Genomic DNA, 24085 nt, shown 5'->3' with positions numbered 1-24085 from the left:
AACGCCTGCTGGATCAGGCCCGCTACTACGTGCTGCCACCTCGCCGTGCCGGACGCAGCTTCCCACGTGTGGTCAAACGCTCCAGTCGCAGCAAGTACCCATCAAAAAAATGCCAGTCAGGGCTTAACTGACTGGCATTGGGCGCAAGGCCGGCTTTTCCGATGCGGGCAGTCGCTTCAGGATTCGTCTTCGCTCATCTGGCTCTGCAGCCAGTTCTGCTCGCCGACCTGGGCCACCAGTGCGATCTGGGTTTCCAGGTGTTCGATGTGCTCCTCGGTGTCGTCCAGGATCTCCAGCAGCACATCGCGGGAAACATAGTCGCGCACGCTTTCGCAGTGGGCAATCGCGTCCTTCAGCAGCGGGTGCGAACCCATCTCGATCTTCAGGTCGCAGTGCAACGTCTCGACGGCGTTCTCACCGATGAACAGCTTGCCCAGGTCCTGCAGGTTGGGCAGGCCGTCGAGCATCAGGATGCGGTCGATCAGCTTGTCCGCATGCTTCATTTCCTCGATCGATTCCTTGTACTCATGCGCCGCGATCTTCAGCAGGCCCCAGTGCTTGAGCATGCGGGCATGCAGGAAATACTGATTGATGGCGGTCAGCTCGTTCTTCAGCTGCGCATTCAGGAATTCAATGACTTTTGCGTCGCCCTTCATGGCCCGCTCCTTTGAGGTTGTTGTGTGTGAGGTCGGCCAGCGCGCGGATCCCCACGCGCTGCGAATCGCGGCATTCTGCGCCGCATCACCCCATGGGCCAAATGGCTATCCATGCCGGACCGGTTGGATCGCGAATCGCTCCCATTCGGGCTTCTCCCGGGCGGGCGGAGACTCAACATAAACTTCCAATTCTTGCCTTGATGCAAATCGATCTCATTTGCAATAATCAAGCCTTGCCTGTTCGCCAACACCATGCACAAGACACCCCAGACCCAGGCCGAAGAACTGAAGACCAGCGGCCTGAAGGCGACGCTGCCGCGGCTGCGCATCCTGGCCGTGTTCGACCGTTCCGAGCGTCGCCACCTGAGCGCGGAAGATGTCTACCGCCAGTTGCTCACCGACGGCTCTGACATTGGCCTGGCCACTGTTTACCGGGTGCTCACGCAGTTCGAGCAGGCGGGCCTGCTGCTGCGCAGCCAGTTCGACAACGACCGCGCGGTGTTCGAGCTGAACCACGGCGAGCACCATGACCACCTGGTCTGCCTGCGCTGCGGCAAGGTGGAAGAGTTTTGCGACCCGGCGATCGAGCAGATCCAGCAGCGCATTGCGGCCGAACGCGGCTTCGAACTGCGCGAACATGCGCTGTCGCTCTACGGGCTGTGCAGCGACCCGGCCTGCCAGGACCGGGCCTGAACCAGCGCGCTCAGGCGGCAGCGCGCATGCCCTTGGTGACCGCCAGCTTCTGCACCACGCTGCGGGCGCGCCGCTTGCGCGCCCAGATCAGCACACCGGTGACGCTGAAGATGGCGATCATCACGCCCATCAACGAGATCAGCACCCGCCCGGTCATGCCGATGATGCGGCCCGAGTGCAGCGGGAACATGCTCTGCATGAAGATGTCGCCGGCGCTGCCGGTGCCGGGCACGCTGTCACCGGCAAGCTCGCCGGTCCTGGCGTCGAAATAAAGCCAGGCATTGCCCAGGCCGCCATCGCCGTGGTCGTGTCCGGGGCGGAAAAAACCCACGCCCCAGAGGCCGAACTCCGGCGACAGGAACACCGCGCCGGCCGGCTCGCTGAAGCCCCGCCGCTGCCCTTCGGCCTGCGCCAGGGCAATGACCTGGCCGGCGCTGACCTGCGGCTCGGCGGCCGCGGTGGGCGCCGTTGGCGTGCGGCTGGCAAAAGGCGATGGCGACAGTGTCGAGAACACCGACACCACTGGCCGCATCACCTGCGTGTTGAGGTTCATGGCCACCGAAGTGACGGCCAGCACCAGCACCAGCAGGAACAGCCACACGCCGCCGGAGCGGTGCAGGTCGAACACCAGCTTGTGCCCGCCAGCGCCCCAGCGGAAGGCAAACGAACGCTTCCACTGCGCGGCATTCGGGAACGAGATCCACAGCGCGATCAGCGTGTCCAGCACCCAGGCGATGGCGATCAGGCCCATCAGCCAAATGCCCAGCTCGATGCCACCGGCATCGGGCAGGTGCATCGAGTAGTGCAGCTTGTAGAGGAAGGGCAACAGGTTCTCGCGGCTCAGCGACACGGCGCCCCATTCGCGGCGGCCCTGGACCTCGGCCGTCACCGGGTCCAGCGCCACCTGGTTGTAGCCAGGCTCAAACAGCTGGCCGGTGGCCGGGTTGACCCGCGGCACCACCGACACGCTGAAGGTCTCCCCCGGCTCGACCGCCAGCTGGTAGTAGCTGACGCGCACCTCGGGATCCGCCGCTTCCACCGCAGCGACGAGTTCGGCCGCCGGCCGGGCCCGGCCCTGCCCGCCACTGTGCGCCTCGTACAGCGCCGGGTTCAGCCAGGCGTCCAGCTCGTGGTCCCACGAAATCACGGCACCAGTGGCGCCGGCAATGAAAAGGAACAGCGCGGCCACCAGGCCAAACCAGCGGTGCAGCCGCACCATCCAAGCTCTGATCATGGAAGTCTCTCGGGTCGGGGTTCCCGCACAGCATCTGTCTGCCGGGGCGCGATTGATTTTAATGCATATCATTCTCATTCATGCACCCGCAACGGACGATTTGCCAGTTCGGAACGGCCCGTCCGGCGCGCGCCAACTCAAAGACCATTCGCCGCACAAGTCTTTATGGATGCAAATAAGAATCGCTCGTATTACGATGCATTCATGCAAGCCCTTCAAACCTCCTTCACCGCCCCGGTCTCGGTGTCCGCCCCGAACACGCCGGCCATCAGCGCCACACCGGCGCGCGCGCCCGATGGGGCTGCCTGCCCCCGATGGCGCAGCCAGGACTTGCTGGCCCAGGCGCAGCAGGCCGAAATCGCGCACGGCGACCAGGTCTATCGCCTGCGCCTGACAGCGCTGGGCAAGCTCATCCTCACCAAGTGAAGCGGCCGCGGGAATGCAGCCCACTGGTTCTTGCGGCGCCATGACCCTTGCCGTGCCGCCGCGCAGCGAGCCCATCGGCCGCGCCCGGCCCTCCGTCTCGCCAACGCCTTCGGTCCGGGCCACCCCGTGGCCCGGCTTCGCCGCCGACCCACCAGCGCGGCGCTCGCGGGCAGCCGCAGCCGACACGCCGTGGCGAGCGGTGCCGCTGCAGCCGTGTTGGCCGGCGTTGATGGCCGGCATCGGTGCGCTGGGTGAGGTGCAGGCGCGCACCGGCCAGGCGGCCTGCACGCTGGCCGCCAGCGGCCCTTACGGCCGCGCACTGCTGTGCGGCGACCAGGGCCACGTTTCGGGCGGGCGCCTGGAGTTGAGGCTGTTCTACGCGGCGTGGGCGCACGGTTACGCGGTACAGGAGCACATGGCCACCGGCTTGCAGCGCAGCCTGCAGTTCTTCGATGCCCAGGGCCTGCCGCTGCACGATGTGACGCTGGGCCCCCGCAGCCGGGTGCCCGCATTCGACGCGCTGGTGGCCCGTTTTGCCGCGCCGGCCGCAGCCCGGTTTCCGCAGCACGCAGCGAACGGCAACGCACCGGCTGTGTGCCCCACCCCCCGTGTTGACCAACGCGCGTTTCGCGCCGGCTGGGCCTCGATGCGTGCGCCGCAGGACTTCTACACGCTGCTGCGCCGCCATGGCCTGAGCCGGCTGGAGGCGCTGCAGCTCGCAGCCCCCGAATTCGCCCAACCGGTGGACAGCGGCGGCGCGCAGGAGGTGCTGGCCCGCGCCGCGCAGACCGGCATGCCGCTGAGCCTGTGTTGCGGCAACCCGGGCGCGGTCCAAACCTACAGCGGGCCGTTGCACCAGGTCGAGGTGCAAGGCCCGTGGCTGCAAGTCAACGACGCCGGCTTGCAGCTGCAACTGCGCGAGGACCGCATTGCCAGCGCCTGGCGGGTGCGGCTGCCGGCCAGCCAGGGCCTGGTCAGCTCGCTGGAACTGTTTGACGCCGATGGCCGCACGCTGGCCATCATCGGCGGCCAACGGGCGCCGGGCCAGGCCGAACGCTGCGAATGGCGCGAGCTGCTGGCCAGCGTTGCGCTCGAAGATTCGCCCTGCTGAACCACGAGCCGCGATGCCACCCTTCCAACCTGCTGCCACAGTCACAGCCGCGGCCCTGCCGGGCGCCAACCCGCACCCGGCCCACCTGATGCCGCCCAACGGCTCGCGTCGCCGCCGCATCTGGGAGCTTTCGGGCCATGCGCAGTGCCCGGTCATCGGTGTGTGCCTGCCGATCGCAGTGGTGCGCAAGCTGGTGGACAAGCAGCTGGGCGGCAAGACGGTGGCCAGTGACTACGAGCTGCACTGCGGCGTGAACGCCGAGTGCAAGCTGCGCAACGCGATGTCGGAGACGGTGCAAAAAGAGCTGGACCGGCGCTACGCGATTTCGCTGCGCCACAGCCAGCCGCTGAAGACCACCGAGGCGCTGGCCGGATTCTGGGCCCAGCGCTCGGCCGCCGGCGACAGCGTGGCTGGCGCGCTGTGGGCCACGCTCACGCACCCGCGCTGCGACGCGATGCTGGAAGAGCAGGTGCTGCAGGACATCCACATGCTGCAGCACCAGAACGGCGCCGCCGACCGGGCCGACCTCGCGCGGCTGCAGGCGCTGCTGGACGAAAACCAGGTGCTGGCGCGCGAACTGGGGCAGGCGCAGCAGCGCTGCAGCCGCCAGGCCGAGCAACACGCCCGCAAGCTGGATGAACTGCAGGCGCATTTGATGCAGGCTCGTGCCGAGCTGATTGGCCGCGACACGGTGATTGCCGACCTGGGGCAGGAACTGCGCCGGCTCGAAGCCGAGGTGCCCGCGCTGCGCGAGCGCAGCACGCTGAGCCGGCAAGTCGCCGAGCAGGTCGAGCGCATCCAGGACCTGGAGCGCGCGCTGCTGCGCAGCCGCCACGAAGCCGAGCGCGAGCGCCTGCGCGCCCATGAAGCACTGCAGGAGCTGCACCGGCTGCAGGCCCGGCACGACAGCGACTGCGCCAACGTCGGTGCCGAGTTGCCGGACAGCCCCGAAGCCCTCGCCGCGGCGCTGCTGGACCGCGCGGTGCTGTGCGTGGGCGGGCGCACCGGCAGCGTGCCGGTCTACCGCCAGATGATCGAACAAGGCGGCGGCCGTTTCCTGCACCACGACGGCGGCGAGGAAGACAGCACCACCCGGCTGGACAGCACGCTGGCCGCGGCCGACCTGGTGATCTGCCAGACCGGCTGCATCAGCCACGACGCCTATTGGCGCGTCAAGGACCACTGCAAGCGCACCGGCAAACGCTGCGTGTTCGTCGACAACCCCAGCAGCGCCGGCTTGCGGCGTGCCTTGTTCAGCCTCAAGGCGGCCGGTGGCGGCCAGGACGCAACTTCCCTAATGGCGCCGAACCCAGGCGCCCGCATACTGCCCGCATGATCCCGCATCCCAAACCGCTGCCGCCTGCCGGCGACGCGCTGGCCACGCTGCAGGCCTGGTGGTCGCACCGGCGCGAGCACCAGCGCCAGTTGCAAGCCCACCGGCGCGCCCGCACCGTGGCGCTGGGTCCGCACTGGCAACTGCAGTTCGAAGACGAGTTGACGGTGCGCAGCCGGCTGCTCGAAGCTTTCCACGGCCAGGCCGCGGCCCCCGCCGGCAGCGACTGGACCGCTCACGTGCCCGACGGCACCGAATGGACCGCCACGCTGACCCAGACCGTGCTGCCCGAACAGGCCGGCGGCCAGCCGCTGGCCCTGCTGCATGCGCTGCTGGACCAGGCAGCCACCCGGCTGTACGTGGAGGTCGAGCGCCAGCCGCGGGTCTGGGTGCAGGCCGTCTACCTGGGCGGCGAGAAGGCCTCCGCGCCGCGCCACGCGCTGCGTTTTGCCCTGACCGAAAGCTTCCGCGCCGCGGTGCTGGCTGGCCGTCCGGCAATGCTGGGCTGCGCCCATCCGCATGCCGACTGGTCCCGGCCGATTCCTGCCTACGCGATGCAGCGCCTGCGCCGCGAGCTGGCCTTGCCGGGCCGCAGCGTCGCGTCGCCCGCCTGGCCGGGCCGCGGCTTTGCCACCGCGGGCTGAAGCCTTGCAGCGCCGCCGCCAACTGCTGGCGCTCTGTAGCGCCGGTTTCGCGTTGCTGGCTGGCTGCCAGACCACAGCGCCAGCCGGCCCGACGCCCGAAGCCACCCGCGCGTCCTTCCTGCTGCTGGGGGAACAACACGACAACCCGCTGCACCACGCACAACGCGCCGCCTGGCTGCGGCAGCTGGCGGCCGCCAACCGCGCCGCCGGGCGCGGAACCTGGGTCGTCTTCGAGCAGATGAACCGGGCCAACGACGCAGCGCTGCAGCAGGCCGCCCGGCTGCAGCCCGCGAACGCGACCATGGTTGCCGAAGCTGGCGGCCTGGAACTGAAGGCCTGGGCCTGGCCCCTGCACCAGCCGCTGTTCGACGCGGCGCTGGCAGGCGACGTTCACCTCGCAGGCGGCAACCTGAGCCGCGACGCCGTGCGCCGCGTCGTGCGCGAAGGCCGTGCCGCCGTGCCGGCCGACCTGCTGCCGTTGCTCGACGCGCCCGGCTGGCAGCCGGCCGATCAACTGGCGGTGGAGGCAGACATCGAAGCCAGCCACTGCGGCGCACTGCCGCCCAGCTTGTTCGGCCCGATGGCGCTGGCTCAGCGCGTGCGTGACGCGGCGATGGCGCAGGCAATGCTCGCCGGCGCCGCCAGCGCGCCGGCCGGCAAGGCGCCGCAGGTGGTGCTGATCGCCGGCAACGGCCATGTGCGCAGCGACCTGGGCGTGCCGTTCTACCTGCGGGCTGCAGGCGTGCCGGCGGCGGACATCGTCTCGGTCGCCTGGCTCGAACCAGAGGGCAGCGGGGAGTCCGGGCGCTACCAGCAGGTGCGGCGTACCGCGGCAGCCACGCGGCCGGACCCTTGCGAGGACATGAAAAAGCCCGGCTGAACCGGGCGCTACCGTGGGTGCCGCTGGCCTACTTCGGCAGCGTCGGGTCGCGGGCCAAGGCCTGGGTGCCGGTCATGATGATGCGCACCATCACGATCACCTGTTCCGTCAACGCTGGCAGGCGTTCGGGTGGCAGGTCCATCGCGGTGGCGCCCATTGCAAACACCAACCGGGTGATGGCCTTGGCGGTCAGCGCGGGCTCGTAAAGGCCGGTGCGGCCGTCGCTGGCCATGCGCATCAGGTCCAGCCGCAGCTCTTCCTCGAAGAAGCTCAGTTGGCGGTCGACCGCCTGCATGAAAGCGTCAGAGCCGACGGCGCCTTCGCGCAGCAGGATGTGCAGCAGCTTGTCGTCCGCATGCAGCTGTTCCATGAAGGCTTTGACGGAACTGCGCACCACGCTGCGTTCGGTGCCGGCGCGGCGCCGTGCCTTGCCGATGATCTGCCGCAGCGACGCGCCGGCTTGCTCGATCAGGGCCACGGCCAATTCGTCCACGTCGCGAAACTGGCGGTAGAAGCTGTTCGGCGCAATGCCGGCCTCGCGGGCGATCTCGCGCAGGCTCAACGTGGAGACGCTGCGGTGCGGGCCCAGCAGCTTCAGCGCGGCCCGCATGATGTCTTCACGCGAAATGTGCGCCTTGCGGCCCGGCCCCTGGGACAGCGCAGGTGCCGGCTCGGCAGCCGCCAGCGCCGGATCGGCAGCGGGCACCGGCGGGGTCGAAGGCAAGGTGGAAGCCAGGGCGCTGTTCATGGGCATCAGGGTGACTGCCCATGATACCGGCCTGCCGCGTGCAGTGCGCACGCTGCGCTGCGTCAACTAACCCCCAATTAATATACGGCTGTATAGACGCGCGTATTGACGGCCGTATACTGCACGCCTCACCTTGACCGGAGTGCTTGTGTCCACGACCTTGACGCGCCCGGCCCAACGCACGGGCTACGCGCATTCGCTGATCGACCCCGCCCTGTTCGATTTCTGGGCCGGCCGGTTGAACCCTTTGTGGACCTGGGCTCGTCCGCTGGCACGCATCGTCGAACGCCGCGCCGCCTCCGAGGGCGCCGTGACGCTGGTGCTGAAGCCCAACCGCCATGTCGGTCCGGTGCTGCCGGGCCAGCATCTGCAGGTCGGCGCGCAGGTCGATGGCCACCAGGTCAATCGCAGCTACAGCCTGAGCCGGCTGCCGGGCGCCGATGGCCTGCTGTCCATCACCGTGCAGGCCGTGGACCAGGGTCGCTTGTCCACCCATCTCTGCCAGCACGCCCGCGTGGGCGACCTGCTGAGCGTGGGCGCCGCGTTTGGTGACATGGTCGTGCCGGCCCAGCCTGCGGGCCAGTGGCTGCTGCTGGCCGCTGGCAGCGGCGTCACACCCTTCCTGAGCCTGGTGCCTGCGCTGCTGCAGTACCCGCAGGCCGAAGTCCAGCTGGTGGTCTGGGCACGCCGGCGCGACCGCCTGATCGAAGCCGATGCGCTGCGCGCACTGGCCCGCCAGCACCCACGCTTCAAGCTGCGTTTTGTGCTGACCCGCGAAACCGCGCTGGCCGACGGCGAATCCGCCGGCCGGCTGTCGACGGAAACCCTGCCTGCCTTGCTGGGCGAAGGCGGCAGCGCCGAAGCACTGGCCGCGACCCGCGTGATGGCCTGCGGTCCCGGCGACTTCGTGGCCAACGCCCGCGCGCTGCTCGAAGGCCGTGTGGCCGGCCTGCAGAGCGAGGCTTTCTCGCTGCCCGCCAGCGCGATGACAGACGCCGCCAACGCCCAGCCGGTGCAACTGACGCTGCGCCGCAGCGGCCAGACGCTGACGGTGCCTGGCGGGCAGTCGCTGCTCACCGCGCTGGAAGCCCAGGGCTTCAAGCCGCCTTCGGGTTGCCGCATGGGCATTTGCCACACCTGCGTCTGCACCCGCGTGGAAGGCATGACGCAAGACCTGGTGAACGGCCAGCGCGATGCCGAACCGCAAGCCGCGCTGCGGCTGTGCGTCAGCCGACCCTGCACCGATTTGACGATCGATCTCTGAGCCATCCAAATTCATGAGTGTTGCTGCCCTGACCCCTGACCAGCTCGAACGCTTCGGCGCCGAGATCGACGCGCTGCGTGCCCGCACCGAGGCCACCATCGGTGATCGCGATGCGCGCTACATCCGCAACGTGGTGAAGGCCGTGCGCTACACCGGCGTGGCCGGCCGCGTGCTGCTGATGGCCGGCGCCTTCCTGCCCGCGCCATGGTGGCTGGCCGCCTGGGTGCTGGGCGCGCTGTCGCTCGGTCTGTCGAAGATCATCGACAACATGGAGCTGGGCCACAACGTGATGCACGGCCAGTACGACTGGATGGGCGACCCTCACCTGCAAGGCAAGACCTTCGAGTGGGACATCGTGGCCACCGCCGACAGCTGGCGCAAGACGCACAATTTCCGCCACCACACGTACACCAACGTGCACGGCATGGACGACGACATCGGCTACGGCGTGCTGCGCCTGTTCCCCGAGCAGAAGTGGCACCCGGCCCGCCTGCTGCAGCCGCTGTACGCGCTGATCTTCGCGCTGCTGTTCCAGTGGGGCGTGGCCATCCAGGACCTGCGCCTGGGCAACATCGGCAAGGGCCCGAAGCACCGCAAGCTGATCCTCCACCTGGCGCTGCCAGTGCTGCGCAAGGTGCGCTACCAATTGCTGAAGGACTATGTGTTCTTCCCGCTGCTGGCCGGCCCGGGTTTCCTGACCGTGTTCACCGGCAACCTGGTGGCCAACGGCCTGCGCAACCTGTGGACCTACACCATCATCTTCTGCGGCCACTTCACGACCGAGGTGCACACCTTCCCGAAGAGCGTGGTCCGCAAAGAAACCCGGCCGCAGTGGTATTTCCGCCAGATCCTCGGCTCGTCCAACCTGTCCGGCGGTTTCGCGCTGAACTTCCTGTCGGGCAACCTGAGCCACCAGATCGAACACCACCTGTTCCCGGACGTGCCGGCCAACCGCTACGTGGAAATGGCGCCGGTGGTGAAGGACATCTGCCGCCGCTACGGCGTGCCGTACAACACCGGCTCGCTGACGCGCCAGTTCGGCCAGGTGATCTGGCGCATCGTGCGCCACAGCTTCCCCAGCCAGCCGCCGCGTGTGCAATTGGCTGGCGCGACCAGCGGGAGCTGACCCGCCAGGAGCAAGGGCCGCCTGGCCTCTTGCGAGAGATGAAAACGGCCGGCTTTGCCCGGCCGTTTTGCTGCGCGGTGGCTGAGGCACGCGCCAGGCCGCGCTGTTGCCGGGATGCAACCAGAAACCTTGTTGCGAGTGATTCGCATTGATAATGCGTGTTTTCGACGCAGCACCAGACTGCGCGACTTCTCCACTCCAACCCCACCCATCCCATGCGATTCACTTCTGTTGCGGCCGCTGCCGCGGCGCTGCTCGTCTGCGCCGGCGCCGCACGTGCCGATGAAAACCTGTTCGGCTACGTCAAGGGCGCCGAGGTGCTGCCCAAGGGCGCACTGGAGGCCTACCAGTGGTTCACCGACCGCTCGGACAAAGGCCAGGGTCACTACCGCGCCATCGATTCCAAGACCGAATTGGAATACGGCGTGACCGACCGCTTCCAGGTGTCTGCCGAACTCAACGGCATGTCGCTGGACACCTCGGGCCTGACGATTGACGGCTACCTGCCGGGCGCCAAGAAGTTCGGCTTCAAGACCCAGGGCATCGAGCTTGGCACCAAGTACAACTTCCTCAGCCCGGCCAAGGACGACATCGGCCTGTCGGCCATCACCACGCTGGAATACGGCTGGCTGGATGTGCACTCGGGCCAGAAGAAGACCGAGTGGGAATTCGAGACCACGCTGGCCGCGCAGAAGTACCTGATGGAAGGCCAGGTCACGCTGGTCGGGAACCTCGGCGTGCGGGCGGCTTATGAAAAGCGCTCTGCCATCGCCAACCTGCCCGAAGGCTTCGACTGGCCGACCGATCCGGAAATGGAAATCAACCTGAAGTTCGGCGGCGGCGCCTCTTACCGCTTCGCGCCGAGCTGGTACGTGGGCGTGGAAGCGCAGCACGAAACCGAGTTCGAAACCGAGGTCGGCAAAGAACGCTGGTCGCTGTTTGCCGGCCCCAGCCTGCACTACGGCGGCGAGCGCTGGTGGGGCACGCTGACCTACTTCCAGCAGCTGCAGGGCGGTGGTGAAAAGTACGCCGGCCAGACCGACAACGACCTGCACCTGATCGAAAAGACCAAGCGCGAAGTCCGCCTGAAGATCGGCTACAACTTCTGATCCGCCTGCCATGCGACGCCCCCTCGATCTGGCCGCCCTGCTGCTGCCCGCCGCCGTCATCAGCCAGGCCCACGCCGCCGACTACCTGACGGCGGCACAAGCCCAGACCCTGCTGTTCCCCGCCGCCAAGACCTTTGTCGACAGCTCGCTGAAGCTCAGCGACGCGCAGCGCGACAAGATCAAGGATCAGGCCGGCGTGCGCCAGCGCGCCGAGGAACAGAAGGCCTGGCGCGCCGAGCGTGACGGCCAGTTGCTGGGCTGGGTGCTGGTCGACGAGGTGATCGGCAAGCACGAGTTCATCACCTATGCCACCGGCATCTCGGCCGACGGCAAGGTGACTGGCGTCGAGATCCTCAGCTACCGCGAGACCCACGGCGGCCAGGTGCGCGACCTCAGCTGGCGCAAGAACTTCGTCGGCAAGAAGCTGGGCGAGCCCTTCAAGCTCGACGAGGACGTGCCCAACATCAGCGGCGCCACGCTGTCCTGCCGCAACATCCTGGATGGCGTGAAGCGCCTGTTGGTGATCCACCAGCTCTACCTCGCCGGCCATGCCTGAACGCCGGCGCATGCGCCCGCTGCTCGGCACCTTTGTCGAGCTCGGCGCAAGCGGACCGGACGATGCTGCACTGGATGCCGCGCTGGCTGCTGGCTTCGCCGCCATCGAGCGCGCGCAGGCGCTGTGGAGCTTCCAGTCGCCCGTGAGCGAGCTGAGCCGGCTGAACCAGGCCGGCGGCGAGGCCGTCACGCAGAGCCGCGAGACGATTCGGCTGCTGTGGCTGGCGCGCGCGCTGACGCGACTCAGCGATGGCTTGTTCAACTGCACTGTTGGCGGTGCGCTCGTGGCGCAAGGTGTGCTGCCGGACCACGGCGGCCCGCCATCCTTGCCGATGGGCGTGGCCGGCGACATCGAACTGAACGGCATGCAAGCCAGGCTGCGGCGGCCTGTACGGCTGACCTTGGATGGCATTGCCAAGGGTTTTGCAATCGACCTGGCAGTCAGCGCCATGCGGCGCTGTGTGCGGGCAGGCTGGGTCAATGCCGGCGGCGACCTGCGGGTGTTTGGTGAGCATGCGCTGCCGGTCGCGCGGCGCGAGCTGGATGGCTCGCACACGGAGCTTGGCAGCCTGCGCCAGGCGGCGCTTGCCAGCTCGGCCGTCGGTCATGGCGACGCGCAGCGCTTTCCAGGCTGCATCGTCGGTGCGCAGCCACCGGCCATCGGTGTCTGGAGCGTCGTGGCCCGGCAGGCCTGGCGCGCAGATGCGCTGACCAAGGTGGCCGCACTGGCCCCCACCGCCGAACGTTCGGCCTGGGTGCAGCGACTGGGCGGCGCACTGCTGGCACCCGCGCTGCCAGGATAATGCGCGGTTTGTTTGCCTGGCCCGACCCGCGGGCCGCAAGTCACGACACCATGACCCGTCCCCTGATCCGCCTGCCTGGCTGGCAACTGCGTCTGCTGCTCGTGGTGGGCTTGCTGCTGCTGCTCACAGGCATCGTCTGGCTGGGCGTGCATTACAGCATTGGCGCCGGCACCGGCGAGTTGCCGCATCCGCTGGAAGTCTGGTGCATCCGGCTGCACGGCGCGGCGGCTTTCGCCGGGCTGTTCGTGCTGGGCGTGCTGGGCGGCAACCACATCCCGGCTGGCTGGCGTGTCACGCACCATCACCGGCGCGGTGCACGCGGCATGCAGCGCAGCACCGGCATCGGCCTGGTCGCGCTGGCCACGCTGATGGTGGGCACCGGCTACGCGCTGTACTACTTCACGCCGGAAGAATGGCGGCCGGCCATGGGCTGGCTGCATGCCGGCGCTGGCTTCGCAATGGCGGCACTGGCCTTGCTGCACCGCCGCTCGCACCGTCGCGGGCGGCAGGTCCACAGCGACTGAGGCCGCTCAGCTCGGCAGGCTGGCGGCGGCCAAACGCCGCAGCGTGTCGACCAGCAGGGCCACGTCGGCCTCAGTGTGCGCGGCAGACAGCGCAATGCGCAGCCGCGCGGTGCCGGCCGGCACGGTGGGCGGACGGATCGCCGGCACCCACAGGCCGGCTTCGCGCAAGGCGTCCATCAGCTGCAGCGACGCAGCGTTGTCGCCAATGATCAGCGGCTGGATGGCCGTGTCGGACTTCAGCAGCTGCCAGCCGACTGCGGCGATCTCGGGGTGTCGCGCCGGGGCCAGCCCCTCGCGCAGCTGGGCAATGCGGGCCTGCAGCGCGGCCCGGCGTGCATCGCCCTGCGGCTGCGCCACTTCGCGCAGACCGGCGCGCACCGCTTCGGCCAGCAGCGCGGGCGCGGCAGTGGCAAAGGTGTAGCTGCGTGTCTTCTGCAGCAGCCATTCGATGACGACTGCATCTCCCGCCACAAAGGCGCCCGCCACGCCCAGCGCCTTGCTCAGCGTGGCCATGTAGATCACGCGGCGCGAAGCCTGGGCACCGGTCAGCCCGGCGGCGGCCAGCACGCCGCGGCCTTGCGGGCCGAGCACGCCGAAGCCGTGGGCGTCGTCGATCAGCAGCAGCGCATCGTATTTTTCGCACAGCGCGCGCAGGCCGGGCACATCGGCCACGTCACCATCCATGCTGAAGACAGCATCCGTCAGCACCAGCTTGCGCGGTGCGGTGCTGGCCGCAAGTTGCGCCTCCAGGCGTTCCAGGTTGGCATGCTCGTAGCGCTGGATGCGGGCCTTCGACAGGCGCATGCCATCGATCAGGCTGGCATGGTTCAGCTCGTCGGAGAACATCGCGTCGCCAGGACCCACCAAGGCCGGCACGATGCTGGCGTTGGTCGCAAAGCCGGCGTAGAAGTACAGCGCCTTGGGCAGCTGAACAAAGGCCGCCAGCTCGTCTTCCAGCGCGGCATTCGCGGCGCTGTGGCCGCTGACCATCGGCGAAGCGCCGGAGCCAATGCCGTAGGCGTCGATGGCCGCATGCGCAGCGGCGCGCAGCGCCGGGTCGCCGGCCAGGCCCAGGTAGTCGTTGCTGCAGAAAGCCAGCATGGACTGGCCGTCCACCGTCAGCCGCGCGCCGGTTTCGGGCACGACGACACGCCGGCGGCGCAGCAGGCTGGCTTCGCCCAGCTCGGCCAGCCGGCTCTCAAATTCGTCGATCCAGCTGACGGTCACGGCGCCGATCCCTGCGCGGTCACCACGGTGCGCCAGGCCCGCGGCAGCACCAATTCGGACGCGCAGGCCTGTGCGTCCGGCTGCGCCTGCCAGGGCAGCAAGCCCAGCAGCGGCGCGTCCATGTGTGCTTTGAGATAGCTCAGGTTCTCGGCCGGGCAGGCCATTTCGAGGTCGATGTGGTTGGCGATCCAGCCGGCCAGCCGCAGACCGCTGGCGCGGATGGCCTGCGCACTGAGCATTGCGTGATTGAGGCACCCCAATCTCAGGCCGACAACCAGCACGACCGGCAGCGCCATCGCCCGGGCCAGGTCGGCCATGGTGTCGCGCTCGTTCAGTGGCACCAGCCAACCGCCGGCACCCTCCACGACCACCGCGTCGGCCTGGGCCTGCAGGACCTGCAGACGCTCGACCAGCGGCCCGATCTCGATGCGCTGGCCGGCGCGCGCGGCCGACAGGTGCGGCGACAGCGGCTCGGGCAACGCGACCGGATTGTCCAGCTCGGGCGGCACGACGATGCTGGAGGCGGCTCGCAACGCCAGCACGTCTTCGCTGACCATCTGGCCGGCATGTTCCGGGTGCGGGATCAAGCCTGAAGCGATGGGCTTCATGCCGACCACGCGCGCATGGTGGCGGCGCAGCGCATGCAGCAGCGCGCTGCTGGCCAGGGTCTTGCCGACGCCGGTGTCGGTGCCGGTGACGAAACAGCCCACCACCGCTTTTGGTTCAGACGCCATCGAGCACCCCGGCCTGGGCCGGCAGGCCGGCGGTTTCTTCGGCCAGCGTGGCATTCAGCGCCTTCAGCGCGCCGTCTGCCAGCCACTGGCCTTCGCCTTCGGAAATCACATACGGCGGCATCGCGTACAGCGTGTGGCCGATGGGCCGCAGCACCAGTCCTTGCGCGAGCGCATGACGGGCGTAGCGGCGCGAGAAGTCCGCCAGGCTGCTGGCAACATCCCACGCGAAGATCATGCCTTGGCGGCGCGCGTGGCTGACGCGCGGGTGCTGTGTCAGGCCTTCGAATTGCGCCCACAGGCGTGCGCCGGTGGCCTGGTTGGCGTTGACGATGTCGGTCGAGGCGATCAAGTCCAGCGTGGCCAGCGCGGCGCGGCAGGCCAGCGGGTTGCCGGTGTAGCTGTGCGAATGCAGGAAGCCACGCGCGACCTCGTCGTCGTAGAAGGCGGCGTAGACCGCGTCGGTCGTCAGCACGGCCGACAGCGGCAGCGTGCCGCCGGTCAGGCCCTTGGACAGGCAGAGGAAGTCGGGAAGGATGCCGGCTTGCTGGTGCGCGAACAAGGTGCCGGTGCGGCCGAAGCCGACCGCGATCTCGTCCAGCACCAGGTGCACCTGGTAGCGGTCGCAGAGTTCGCGCAAGCGCTGCAGGTAGACCGGATGGTGCATGGCCATGCCGGTGGCGCATTGAACCAAGGGCTCGGCGATGACGGCAGCGGTTTGTTCGTGGTGCGCGGCCAGCCAGTCGCCCAGTGCGGCGGCGGCACGTTCGGCCACAGCGGCGGCGTCTTCACCAGGCAGCGCGCCGCGCGCGTCCGGGCTGGGCGCGGTGGCCCCCAGGCGCACCAGCGGCGCGTAGGCTTCGCGGAACAGCGCGATGTCGGTCACCGCCAGCGCGCCCACGGTTTCGCCGTGGTAGCCACCCGCAATGCCGACGAAGCAGTTCTTGCCGGGCCGGCCGGCGTTGCGCCAGTGGTGCGCGCTCATCTTCAGCGCGATCTCGGTCGCCGAGGCGCCGTCGCTGCCGTAGAAGGCATGGCCCAGGCCGGTCAGCGCGGACAGCCGCTCGGACAGCTCGACCACCGGCGCGTGCGTGAAGCCGGCCAGCATCACATGGTCCAGCGACTGGAGTTGCTGAACCAGCGCCTCGCGGATCGCCGGGTGGTTGTGGCCAAACAGGTTGACCCACCAGGAACTGATGCCGTCCAGGTAGCGCCGGCCGTCGAAGTCATGCAGCCACACGCCTTCGGCGCGGGCCACAGGGATCAGCGGCTGGGGTTCGATGTCCCGTGCATGCAGCTTCATCTGCGTGCACGGGTGCCAGACCGCCTTCAGGCTGCGGCCGCGCCAATCCTCGTTTGTCACGCCAGGCTCAGATCGGGTCGCCACTCATGTCGGCACCCATCTCATCACCGGCCTGCGGGCCAGCGACTTCGCTGCGCACTTCGACGATGCGGTTCATCGCATCGGGGAAGACCAGCTTGGGCGAGACCTCGTCCAGCCGGTCCTCGTGCACCATGCCGAAGGCCGCGATGATGACCAGATCCCCGACGCTGGCGCGGCGCGCGGCCGAGCCGTTCAGCGAAATGATGCCGGAGCCGCGCGGCGCCTTGATCGCATAGGTGACGAAGCGCTCGCCGTTGTTGACGTTCCAGATGTGGATCTGCTCATTCGGGCGCAGGTTGCTCGCCTCCAGCAAGTCCTCGTCGATGCCGCAGGAGCCTTCGTAATGCAGCTCGCAATGGGTGACGGTGGCGCGGTGGATCTTGGATTTCAGCAGGGTGCGGAACATGGCAATGTCTCTTCAGCCCATCAACCCATGACGTGGCGGGAATGCAGGCCCAGGCGCTCCAGCAGTTCGCGGTCGCGGTCCACTTCCGGGTTGCCGGTGGTCAGCAGCTTGTCGCCGTAGAAGATGGAGTTGGCGCCGGCCAGGAAGCACAGGGCCTGGATGCCCTCGCCCATCTGCTGGCGGCCGGCCGACAGGCGCACGCGCGCCTTGGGCATGGTGATGCGGGCCACGGCGATGGTGCGCACGAACTCGAACGGGTCCAGCTTGTCGGTGCCGTGCAGCGGCGTGCCCTCGACCTGCACCAGCTCGTTGATCGGCACCGATTCCGGGTAGGGCTCGAGGTTGGCGATCTGCGCCACCAGGCCGGCGCGCTCGGTGCGGCTCTCACCCATGCCGACGATGCCGCCGCAGCAGACCGACATGCCGGCGTTGCGCACATGCTCCAGCGTGTCCAGGCGGTCCTGGTAGTCGCGGGTGGAGATGATCTTGCCGTAGGTCTCGGGGGCCGTGTCGAGGTTGTGGTTGTAGTAGTCCAGGCCGGCTTCCTTCAGCGTCACGGCCTGGTCTTCATTCAGCATGCCCAGCGTGCAGCAGGCTTCCAGGCCCAGCGACTTGACCTCGCGGATCAGGTCGGCCACCTTCTCGACATCGCGGTCCTTGGGCGCGCGCCAGGCGGCACCCATGCAGAAACGGGTGGCGCCCGCGCCCTTGGCGGCGATGGCGGCTTCGCGCACGGCGTCCACTTCCATCATCTTGGTCGCGTCCACGCCCGTGTCGTAGTGGACCGATTGCGGGCAGTAGCCACAGTCTTCCGGGCAGCCGCCGGTCTTGATCGACAGCAGCGTGGCCAGCTCGACCTCGGTCGGGTCGAAGTGCTCACGGTGCACCAGCTGCGCGCGGTGCAGCAGCTCGGGGAACGGCAGCGCGAACAAGGCTTCGATTTCCGCCACCGACCAGCGCTCCACCGGCACCGGCTTGGCCGCCTTGGGGCGCACGATCTGGATGGGCTGGGCCGAAGCAGCGGCGGTGCCGGCGGAGGAAGAGGTCACGATGGCCATGCGGGTCGACTCCAGTAAAAACAGCGAAAGAGATAGCGGAAATCAAAAGCTCTCTCAGAGCTCGAGATTGTCGATGAGGCGCGTCTGGCCCAGCTTCGCAGCGGCCAGCGCCACCAGCGGTTCACTGCCCAGACGCTGCTCGTCGCTCGGCGGCAGCAGGTCACTGCGGCGGCGAAGGGTCAGGTAATCGGGCAGCCAGCCACGCGCACGCAGGCTTTGTGCCGCCCTGGCCTCCAGTTCGGCCAGCGACGGGCCGGGCACGCGCGCACTGGTGGCCAGCTGATGCAGCGCCTGCGACAGCGCCACGGCCTCGGTGCGCTCGGCCGGCCCCAGGTAGCCGTTGCGCGAGGACAGCGCCAGGCCGTCATCGGCCCGCACCGTGGGCGCACCCAGCACCCGCGTGGGCAGCATGAACTGCTCGGCCATGCCGGCCAGCACCTTGAGCTGCTGGTAGTCCTTCTGGCCGAAGACCGCGACGGCGGGCTGCACGACCTGGAACAGTTTCATCACCACGGTGCACACACCTGTGAAGAAGCCAGGGCGGAACTCGCCTTCCAGCAGGTCGGCCAGTGCGGGCGGCGGCTGCACCTTGTAGGTCTGCTGCACCGGGTAGAGCTCGTCCTCGGCGGGAGCGAAAACGATGTCGCAGCCAGCGGTGGCCAGCAGTTCGGCGTCCTTGGCCAGCGTGCGCGGGTACTGGTCAAAGTCCTCGTGCGGCAGGAACTGCAGGCGGTTGACGAAGACGCTGACGACCACCGGCGAGCCATGGCGCGCGGCTTCGCGCACCAGCGACAGATGGCCTTCGTGCAGGTTGCCCATGGTGGGCACAAATGCGGTGCGCGGCTGGCCGGCCAGCACTTCGCGCAATTCGGACACCGTGTGGATCACACGCATGCAAGATTCTCCTCGCGGCCCACGGCGGGGCCGGCTGGGCCTTGCGGCCCGGTCAGTTGCCAGGGCTGCAACACCCCGGCGACCGCGCTCTCAATAACCGTGCAGCGTCTCGTCGGGGAACAGCCCGGCCTTGACGTCCACCACATAGCGCCGCAGCGCCTGCGCGACCGACAGCCCCGGCGCATCGGCCTCGCTGCCGGGCTCTCGGGTGAAGTCGCGCACGAAACGCGGGCGCCTGCCACGCGTCAGGCCCAGCAGATCGTGCAGCACCAGCACCTGGCCAGCAGTGCCGGCCCCGGCACCGATGCCGATCGTCATCATCTGCGGATGGGCTTCGGTGATCTGCCGGGCCAGCACCGAGGGCACCAGTTCCAGCACCAGCATCGCGGCGCCAGCGTCCGCCAGCGCAGCCGCATCGGCCCGCAGCAGCGCGGCCGCGGCTTCTTCGCGGCCCTGGATGCGGAAGCCGCCCAGCGCGTGCACCCGTTGCGGCGTCAGCCCCAGGTGGCCGCAGACCGGAATGCCGCGCTCGGTCAGGAAGCGCACGGTTTCGGCCGTGACGCCACCGCCTTCGAGCTTGACCATTTGCGCGCCGGCCTGCATCAGCGTCACCGCCGAGGCCATCGCCAGTTGCGGGCTGGCTTCGTAGCTGCCAAACGGCATGTCGGCGATCAGCCAGGCGTTGCGCTTGGCGCGGGCCACCGCGGCGGTGTGATACGCCATGTGCGCCAGCGTGACCGGCAGCGTGCTGCTTTCGCCTTGCACCACGTTGCCCAGCGAATCGCCGACCAGCAAGGTGTCGACGCTGGCTTCTTCGAGCAACTGCGCGAAGGTCGCGTCGTAGCAGGTGACCATCGTCAGCTTCTCGCCACGCGCGGCCATCTCGCGCAGGCGCGGCAGGCTGGTCACAGGGCGGGCCGCGGCGGGCGTGGCGTTTTCGGCAGGGTGAACACTCATCGTCTTGTCACAACCCAGTCAAACCAACCCGGGCTCCAATGTGCTGCATCGCAGCAAGGCTGGGCATTCTGCATGCGCAGCCGGCTCAGTACCCTACCAGTGGTAGGGTCATCATCGCAGCCGCGCAGTGTTTCAGCGCAGCGTGCCGATCTGCGTCAGCGCCTTGGCGGCACCGGCACCAATCGATGCGCCAAAGCGCTTGGCCAGCCGCTCGGCCACGTTTTCCTGCGGCGTGTAGTCGATGACTTCCTCGGCCTGAACCACTTCCCGGGCGACGTAGTCGAGGTTGCCGAAATGGTCAGCCAAGCCCAGTTCCACCGCTTGTTCGCCGTTCCAGAACAGGCCGGAGAAGGTGTCCGGCGTTTCCTTCAGGCGGGCACCACGGCCTTGCTTGACCACCGCGATGAATTGCTGGTGGATCTGGTCGATCATGGCCTTGGCATAGGCGGTCTGCTTTTCGTTCTGCGGCGAGAACGGGTCCAGCATGCCCTTGTTGGCACCCGCGGTCAGCAACCGGCGCTCCACGCCCAGCTTGTCCATCAGGCCGGTGAAGCCAAAACCGTCCATCAGCACGCCGATGGAGCCGACGATGCTGGCCTTGTCGACGTAGATCTCGTCGGCCGCGACCGCGATGTAATAGGCGCCGGAGGCGCACATTTCCTCGACCACGGCATACACCTTCTTGTGGTGCAGCGCCTTCAGGCGACGGATCTCGTCATTGATGATGCCGGCCTGGACCGGGCTGCCGCCAGGCGAGTTGATGCGCAGCACCACGGCCTGCGCGGTCTGGTCCTCGAAGGCGCTCTTGATCGAGGCCACCAGGTTCTCGGCGCTGGCGGCGCCGTCCACCGCGATCTCGCCGCGCACTTCGACCAGCGCGGTGTGCGGGCCCGAAGGCGAGTTGACATGGCCGCGCTGCGACATCACGCCCCAGATGATGGCCAGCACCAGGCCGAACCAGCCCAGGCGCAGCACCAGCTTCCAGCGACGCTCGCTGCGGCGTTCGCGCAGCACTTCGCCGCCAAGCTGGCGGATCAGCGATTCCAGGTTCTGCAGCCGGTCCGGCTCGGCCGACGCGGCAGCGGCCGACGCAGGGCTGGGCGAGACCGGTGGTGGTGGCAGTTCTGGCGAATCTTGGAACGTCGGTTCGGTGGGCGGGTTCATCAAGAGGGAAGCGGGTAAGCCTGTGAAGGGAAATCAGGGGGCAGAACGGGCCGGACAGCGCCTGGTCTGCAGCTCAATCGAAACTCAGCGGCTGGATGTCCCGCGTCGGGTACCAGCTGACCTGGCCGTCGCGTTCGACCAGGTCCAGCGCCATCAGCCGCTCGCCGCGGCAGGGGCCGGCAATGCAGTGGCCGTCAGACGGCTCGTAAGTGGCGCCATGCAGCGAACAGACGATCCAGCGCTTGTCGTGGTCCAGGAACTCGCCGGGCTGCCAGTCCAGTTCGGTCGGCACGTGGGCACAGCGGTTCATGTAGGCAACGGCACGACCGTCGAAACGCATCGCGAACGCGCGGGCCGGCTGGCCCCACAGTGTCACGTCGAACAACAGGGCGGTGCCGCGCTCGACCAGTGCATCACTGGCGCAGAGCGGCTGTTGGACAAAAGGAGTGGCGTTCACGTCACGCATTGTGAAGCAGCCATTGGGCCAGCTCTGCAGTGGAATGGGCCACGAACAAGGGGTTCAATGGCGCAAACGACGCATGGTCGTGCGCGCCGAAGCTGACGCCGACGGAAGGCGTGCCGGCGTTGATGGCCATCTGGAGGTCATGCGTGGTGTCGCCGATCATCAGCGTGCGCTCGGGCGACACGCCGAATTCGCGCATCAGCTCTTCCAGCATGCGCGGGTGCGGCTTGGAGAAGGTCTCGTCGGCCGTGCGGCTGCCGTCGAACAGGCCGCGCAGCTCGGTGTGGGCCAGCGCTTCGTCCAGCCCGCTGCGGTTCTTGCCGGTGGCAACCGTCAGGAAATGCTGGCGCTCACGCAGCGCGTGCAGCATTTCCAGCGTGCCGGTGAACAGGCTGATGTCGTGCTGCGCGGCCATGTAATGGTGGCGGTAGCGCCGGCCCAGCTCCGGGTAGCGCTCGGCAGGGAGGCCGGGCACCACGTGCTGCAAGGCGTCGTGCAGGCCCAGGCCGATGACGTAGGAAGCCTGCTCCAGCGTGGGCACGGCGACACCCAGGTCGCGGCAGGCTTGCTGGATGCAACGCGCAATGAGCGCGGTGGAGTCGAACAGCGTGCCGTCCCAGTCGAAGGCGATCAGGTCAAAGCGGCGGGGTCGGGTCATGCGATGGATTCTCGGCCAACAAGGGTCGACCGCCGGCTCAGGCGGTTGGCAACAGGGTGAGCAGTGTCTCGCATTCACGCGGCAGCGGCGCCGCCAGCTCGATGCGCTCCCCGCTGGCGGGATGGTCGAACGCCAGCCGGCGGGCATGCAGGAACATGCGTTCGAACTTCGCGCCAGCCACCATGCGGCCGGCCGCCAAGGCCTTGTTCAGTCCGAAATCACCATATTTGTCATCGCCGACGATGGCATGGCCTTCGTGCATCAGGTGAACCCGGATCTGGTGCGTGCGGCCGGTCTTGATGGTCACGTCCAGCAGGCTGAACGCGGCGTAGCGCTGGACCACGCGCACCAGCGAGATGGAGCGCCGGCCTTCGCCGTGATCCTCCGGAACCGCCCTCACCCGCCGCTCGCCTTCGGGCGTGAGGTACTTGTGCAACGCGACGTCGATGACCTTCTTGGCCTCCGGCCAGTGGCCGATGACCAGCGCGGCGTAGGTCTTGCCGGTCTCGCGCTGGCGGAACTGGTCCTGAAGTGCGGTCAGCGCACTGCGCTTCTTGGCCAGCAGCAACAGGCCGGAGGTTTCCTTGTCCAGCCGGTGCACGAGTTCCAGGAACCTGGCCTGCGGCCGGGCGCGACGCAGCTGCTCGATGACGCCGAAGCTGACGCCGCTGCCACCGTGCACCGCGACGCCGGCCGGCTTGTCGATCACCAGCAGGTGCTCGTCCTCGAACAGCACCGGGAATTCGCGTGGCGGCACTGCTGCGGCTGCAGCTTCGTCGGTGCTGCTGGCGGACACACGCACCGGCGGCACGCGCACGATGTCGCCCAATTCGAGCCGAGTGTCGGCCGCAGCCCTGCCCTTGTTCACCCGCACTTCGCCGGCCCGGATGATGCGGTAGACATGCGTCTTGGGCACACCCTTGAGCACGCGCAGCAGGAAGTTGTCCAGGCGCTGGCCAGCGCTGCCGTCGTCAATCGTGAGCTGCTGGACCTGGACTGGCGGCGGGGCTGCCGGCACCGGTGCGGGCTTGCCCGCAAGCGATGCGCGATGGGTCGCCGCGGTGGCGGTGCTCGGCTTGGCAAGCGTTTTGGCTGCAGGCTTGGGCGGCCGTTTGGGCGTGGCGCTGCCAGGCTGGACGCCGCCACGCACAGTCGTCGTGGCCTTGCGTGACGGGCCCGTGGCAGGCCTGTTTTTGGCCTTTATAATGGTCTGAGCCACGATTGAGCCCTAAGTGCTTGATTATTCAGAGTTTACCCGGGTGCTCCGGGCGATATGGTGGCGGCACACGCAGAAGTAGCGCGTGTCCAAGGTGATGCAACGCCTTTTCAAGGCCGGAATGGCGGGTCCCGACGTGACCCGCGGCTGGCACGAGAGAGGCGGCAGAGAATTCATGGAATGTGCCGTCCTGCCTTTGTGCAGGACATCCAAACAAGGTTTTCATCGGACCTTGCCTGTGCCGCGCGACCCGCGGTGCGAGCGAGGCCCGGCGGTCGAATCAGCCCCAACGCCACGCTGTGCGCACGTTGTCTTCCCATTCCCCTACCCTGCTGACGAAAGGCCCCGGCACGTTGCCGGTGCGGCCTGCGCGCGGCCGGGTGCAGCCGCGTGCGCTCCGCGCCGGGCGGCCCGGGAAGCGGCGAGCAGGCGCCTGGGCCGGAGCCGATTCACCGCACGCGCCAACGCTGACGCGCTGAGCCGCCAACGCGGTTCTTTGTCAGTCCAGGGCGATTCCTTCTTCCGGCTTCATTTCTTGTTTCTCGTGCATCGGTTGAGGTGTTGCCCGTCCTGTCCTGCAGGCGGCTGACACCTTCATGCGCATGCCGCGCGCCCCGAAACCGGGGGCAGCGGCATGCTGAAGGAGTGCACATGAAACGCATGCTGATCAATGCGACGCAGCCGGAAGAGCGGCGTCTGGCCATCGTCGACGGGCAGAAACTGCTCGACTTCGAGACCGAGATCGAAGGGCGCGAACAGCGCAAGGGCAACATCTACAAGGCCGTCGTGACGCGCGTCGAGCCTTCGCTCGAAGCCTGTTT

General features: G+C 68.2%; 27 protein-coding genes. 13 read left to right on the top strand and 14 right to left on the bottom strand.

The features are described from left to right. Window positions 1-176: 176 nt before the first annotated feature. Window positions 177-656 (bottom strand): bacterioferritin, encoded by a 480-nt coding sequence (gene bfr, locus ACAH41_RS14730; protein ID WP_325650646.1) that lies wholly within the window; start codon window positions 654-656, stop codon window positions 177-179. Window positions 657-908: 252 nt separating this feature from the next. Between bfr and fur the strand changes: the two genes are divergently transcribed. After that, on the top strand, window positions 909-1349 hold the full coding sequence (gene fur / locus ACAH41_RS14725; protein ID WP_325650645.1) for a ferric iron uptake transcriptional regulator: 441 nt from the start codon (window positions 909-911) through the stop codon (window positions 1347-1349). 10 nt (window positions 1350-1359) lie between these two features. On the opposite strand, the gene ACAH41_RS14720 is transcribed toward fur, so the two are convergent. Beyond that, entirely contained in the window at window positions 1360-2580 is a 1221-nt protein-coding gene (locus ACAH41_RS14720) for a PepSY-associated TM helix domain-containing protein (RefSeq protein ID WP_325650668.1), read from the bottom strand. Between the two features lie 207 nt (window positions 2581-2787). Between ACAH41_RS14720 and hemP the strand changes: the two genes are divergently transcribed. Genes hemP through ACAH41_RS14695 form a run of 5 tightly spaced genes read left to right on the top strand, consistent with a single transcriptional unit; the run spans window position 2788 to window position 6977 of the window. Beyond that, a complete protein-coding gene (hemP, locus tag ACAH41_RS14715; protein ID WP_141289842.1) occupies window positions 2788-3009 on the top strand; it encodes a hemin uptake protein HemP in 222 nt (73 codons plus the stop codon). Window positions 3010-3049: 40 nt separating this feature from the next. Beyond that, on the top strand, window positions 3050-4120 hold the full coding sequence (locus ACAH41_RS14710; protein WP_325650643.1) for a ChuX/HutX family heme-like substrate-binding protein: 1071 nt from the start codon (window positions 3050-3052) through the stop codon (window positions 4118-4120). A gap of 13 nt (window positions 4121-4133) precedes the next feature. After that, window positions 4134-5456 carry a DUF2325 domain-containing protein gene (locus tag ACAH41_RS14705; protein WP_325650642.1) on the top strand — a complete coding sequence of 441 codons (1323 nt, stop codon included), beginning with the start codon at window positions 4134-4136 and terminating at the stop codon, window positions 5454-5456. After that, the gene (locus ACAH41_RS14700; protein WP_325650641.1) at window positions 5453-6097 is read left to right on the top strand and encodes a DUF3501 family protein; all 645 of its coding nucleotides are present in this window, start codon (window positions 5453-5455) and stop codon (window positions 6095-6097) included. The genes ACAH41_RS14705 and ACAH41_RS14700 overlap by 4 nt, the downstream gene beginning before the upstream one ends. 4 nt (window positions 6098-6101) lie before the next feature. Beyond that, window positions 6102-6977 (top strand): ChaN family lipoprotein, encoded by an 876-nt coding sequence (locus ACAH41_RS14695; RefSeq protein ID WP_325650640.1) that lies wholly within the window; start codon window positions 6102-6104, stop codon window positions 6975-6977. A 28-nt stretch (window positions 6978-7005) separates the two neighbouring features. Here ACAH41_RS14695 and fabR read toward each other — a convergent pair whose 3' ends face one another. Further along, entirely contained in the window at window positions 7006-7725 is a 720-nt protein-coding gene (fabR, locus tag ACAH41_RS14690; protein ID WP_325650638.1) for an HTH-type transcriptional repressor FabR, read from the bottom strand. 148 nt (window positions 7726-7873) lie between these two features. Here fabR and ACAH41_RS14685 point away from each other — a divergent pair, with 148 nt between their 5' ends. The 6 genes from ACAH41_RS14685 (at window position 7874) to ACAH41_RS14660 (ending at window position 13106) form a co-directional block, all read left to right on the top strand. Next, complete coding sequence (locus tag ACAH41_RS14685; protein ID WP_325650637.1) at window positions 7874-8989, top strand: iron-sulfur cluster-binding domain-containing protein; 1116 nt, start codon at window positions 7874-7876, stop codon at window positions 8987-8989. 13 nt (window positions 8990-9002) lie between these two features. Beyond that, entirely contained in the window at window positions 9003-10115 is a 1113-nt protein-coding gene (locus tag ACAH41_RS14680; protein WP_325650635.1) for an acyl-CoA desaturase, read from the top strand. Window positions 10116-10330: 215 nt separating this feature from the next. Beyond that, window positions 10331-11224, top strand: coding sequence for a DUF6662 family protein (locus ACAH41_RS14675; protein ID WP_325650633.1), 894 nt, complete (start codon window positions 10331-10333; stop codon window positions 11222-11224). 10 nt (window positions 11225-11234) lie between these two features. Continuing rightward, the gene (locus ACAH41_RS14670) at window positions 11235-11780 is read left to right on the top strand and encodes an FMN-binding protein (protein ID WP_325650631.1); all 546 of its coding nucleotides are present in this window, start codon (window positions 11235-11237) and stop codon (window positions 11778-11780) included. Then, window positions 11773-12582, top strand: coding sequence for an FAD:protein FMN transferase (locus tag ACAH41_RS14665; protein WP_325650629.1), 810 nt, complete (start codon window positions 11773-11775; stop codon window positions 12580-12582). The genes ACAH41_RS14670 and ACAH41_RS14665 overlap by 8 nt, the downstream gene beginning before the upstream one ends. Window positions 12583-12632: 50 nt before the next feature. Further along, window positions 12633-13106, top strand: a complete 474-nt coding sequence (locus ACAH41_RS14660; RefSeq protein WP_325650628.1) for a DUF4405 domain-containing protein — start codon at window positions 12633-12635, stop codon at window positions 13104-13106. A 6-nt stretch (window positions 13107-13112) separates the two neighbouring features. Here ACAH41_RS14660 and ACAH41_RS14655 read toward each other — a convergent pair whose 3' ends face one another. From ACAH41_RS14655 to ACAH41_RS14605, 11 genes are all read right to left on the bottom strand, one after another. Further along, window positions 13113-14342 carry an aminotransferase class I/II-fold pyridoxal phosphate-dependent enzyme gene (locus ACAH41_RS14655; protein ID WP_370538346.1) on the bottom strand — a complete coding sequence of 410 codons (1230 nt, stop codon included), beginning with the start codon at window positions 14340-14342 and terminating at the stop codon, window positions 13113-13115. Continuing rightward, window positions 14330-15067: a dethiobiotin synthase gene (bioD, locus tag ACAH41_RS14650; protein WP_325650624.1), complete on the bottom strand. Its 738-nt coding sequence runs from the start codon at window positions 15065-15067 to the stop codon at window positions 14330-14332. Before bioD ends, ACAH41_RS14655 begins: the two co-directional genes overlap by 13 nt. Continuing rightward, window positions 15057-16427 (bottom strand): adenosylmethionine--8-amino-7-oxononanoate transaminase, encoded by a 1371-nt coding sequence (bioA, locus tag ACAH41_RS14645; protein WP_325650622.1) that lies wholly within the window; start codon window positions 16425-16427, stop codon window positions 15057-15059. The genes bioD and bioA overlap by 11 nt, the downstream gene beginning before the upstream one ends. Before the next feature lie 7 nt (window positions 16428-16434). Then, entirely contained in the window at window positions 16435-16854 is a 420-nt protein-coding gene (gene panD / locus ACAH41_RS14640; protein ID WP_141289374.1) for an aspartate 1-decarboxylase, read from the bottom strand. A 20-nt stretch (window positions 16855-16874) separates the two neighbouring features. Then, complete coding sequence (gene bioB, locus ACAH41_RS14635) at window positions 16875-17912, bottom strand: biotin synthase BioB (protein WP_325650617.1); 1038 nt, start codon at window positions 17910-17912, stop codon at window positions 16875-16877. A gap of 54 nt (window positions 17913-17966) precedes the next feature. Then, window positions 17967-18806, bottom strand: a complete 840-nt coding sequence (gene panC, locus ACAH41_RS14630; RefSeq protein ID WP_325650616.1) for a pantoate--beta-alanine ligase — start codon at window positions 18804-18806, stop codon at window positions 17967-17969. Between the two features lie 90 nt (window positions 18807-18896). Then, entirely contained in the window at window positions 18897-19763 is an 867-nt protein-coding gene (panB, locus tag ACAH41_RS14625) for a 3-methyl-2-oxobutanoate hydroxymethyltransferase (RefSeq protein ID WP_325650615.1), read from the bottom strand. A gap of 132 nt (window positions 19764-19895) precedes the next feature. After that, the gene (locus ACAH41_RS14620; protein WP_325650613.1) at window positions 19896-20927 is read right to left on the bottom strand and encodes a S49 family peptidase; all 1032 of its coding nucleotides are present in this window, start codon (window positions 20925-20927) and stop codon (window positions 19896-19898) included. Between the two features lie 73 nt (window positions 20928-21000). After that, on the bottom strand, window positions 21001-21384 hold the full coding sequence (locus ACAH41_RS14615) for a Rieske 2Fe-2S domain-containing protein (protein ID WP_325650612.1): 384 nt from the start codon (window positions 21382-21384) through the stop codon (window positions 21001-21003). A 1-nt stretch (window position 21385) separates the two neighbouring features. After that, the gene (locus tag ACAH41_RS14610) at window positions 21386-22048 is read right to left on the bottom strand and encodes an HAD-IA family hydrolase (RefSeq protein WP_325650610.1); all 663 of its coding nucleotides are present in this window, start codon (window positions 22046-22048) and stop codon (window positions 21386-21388) included. 37 nt (window positions 22049-22085) lie between these two features. After that, window positions 22086-23066: an RluA family pseudouridine synthase gene (locus tag ACAH41_RS14605; protein ID WP_325650607.1), complete on the bottom strand. Its 981-nt coding sequence runs from the start codon at window positions 23064-23066 to the stop codon at window positions 22086-22088. A 756-nt stretch (window positions 23067-23822) separates the two neighbouring features. Here ACAH41_RS14605 and ACAH41_RS14600 point away from each other — a divergent pair. Beyond that, on the top strand, window positions 23823-24085 hold a 263-nt coding region (locus tag ACAH41_RS14600; RefSeq protein WP_370538345.1), incomplete at its 3' end, for a hypothetical protein.

The sequence above is a fragment of the Ideonella sp. genome, assembly GCF_041287625.1.
Lineage (GTDB): Bacteria > Pseudomonadota > Gammaproteobacteria > Burkholderiales > Burkholderiaceae_C > Ideonella.
This window is presented reverse-complemented; position numbering and strand designations above follow the sequence as displayed.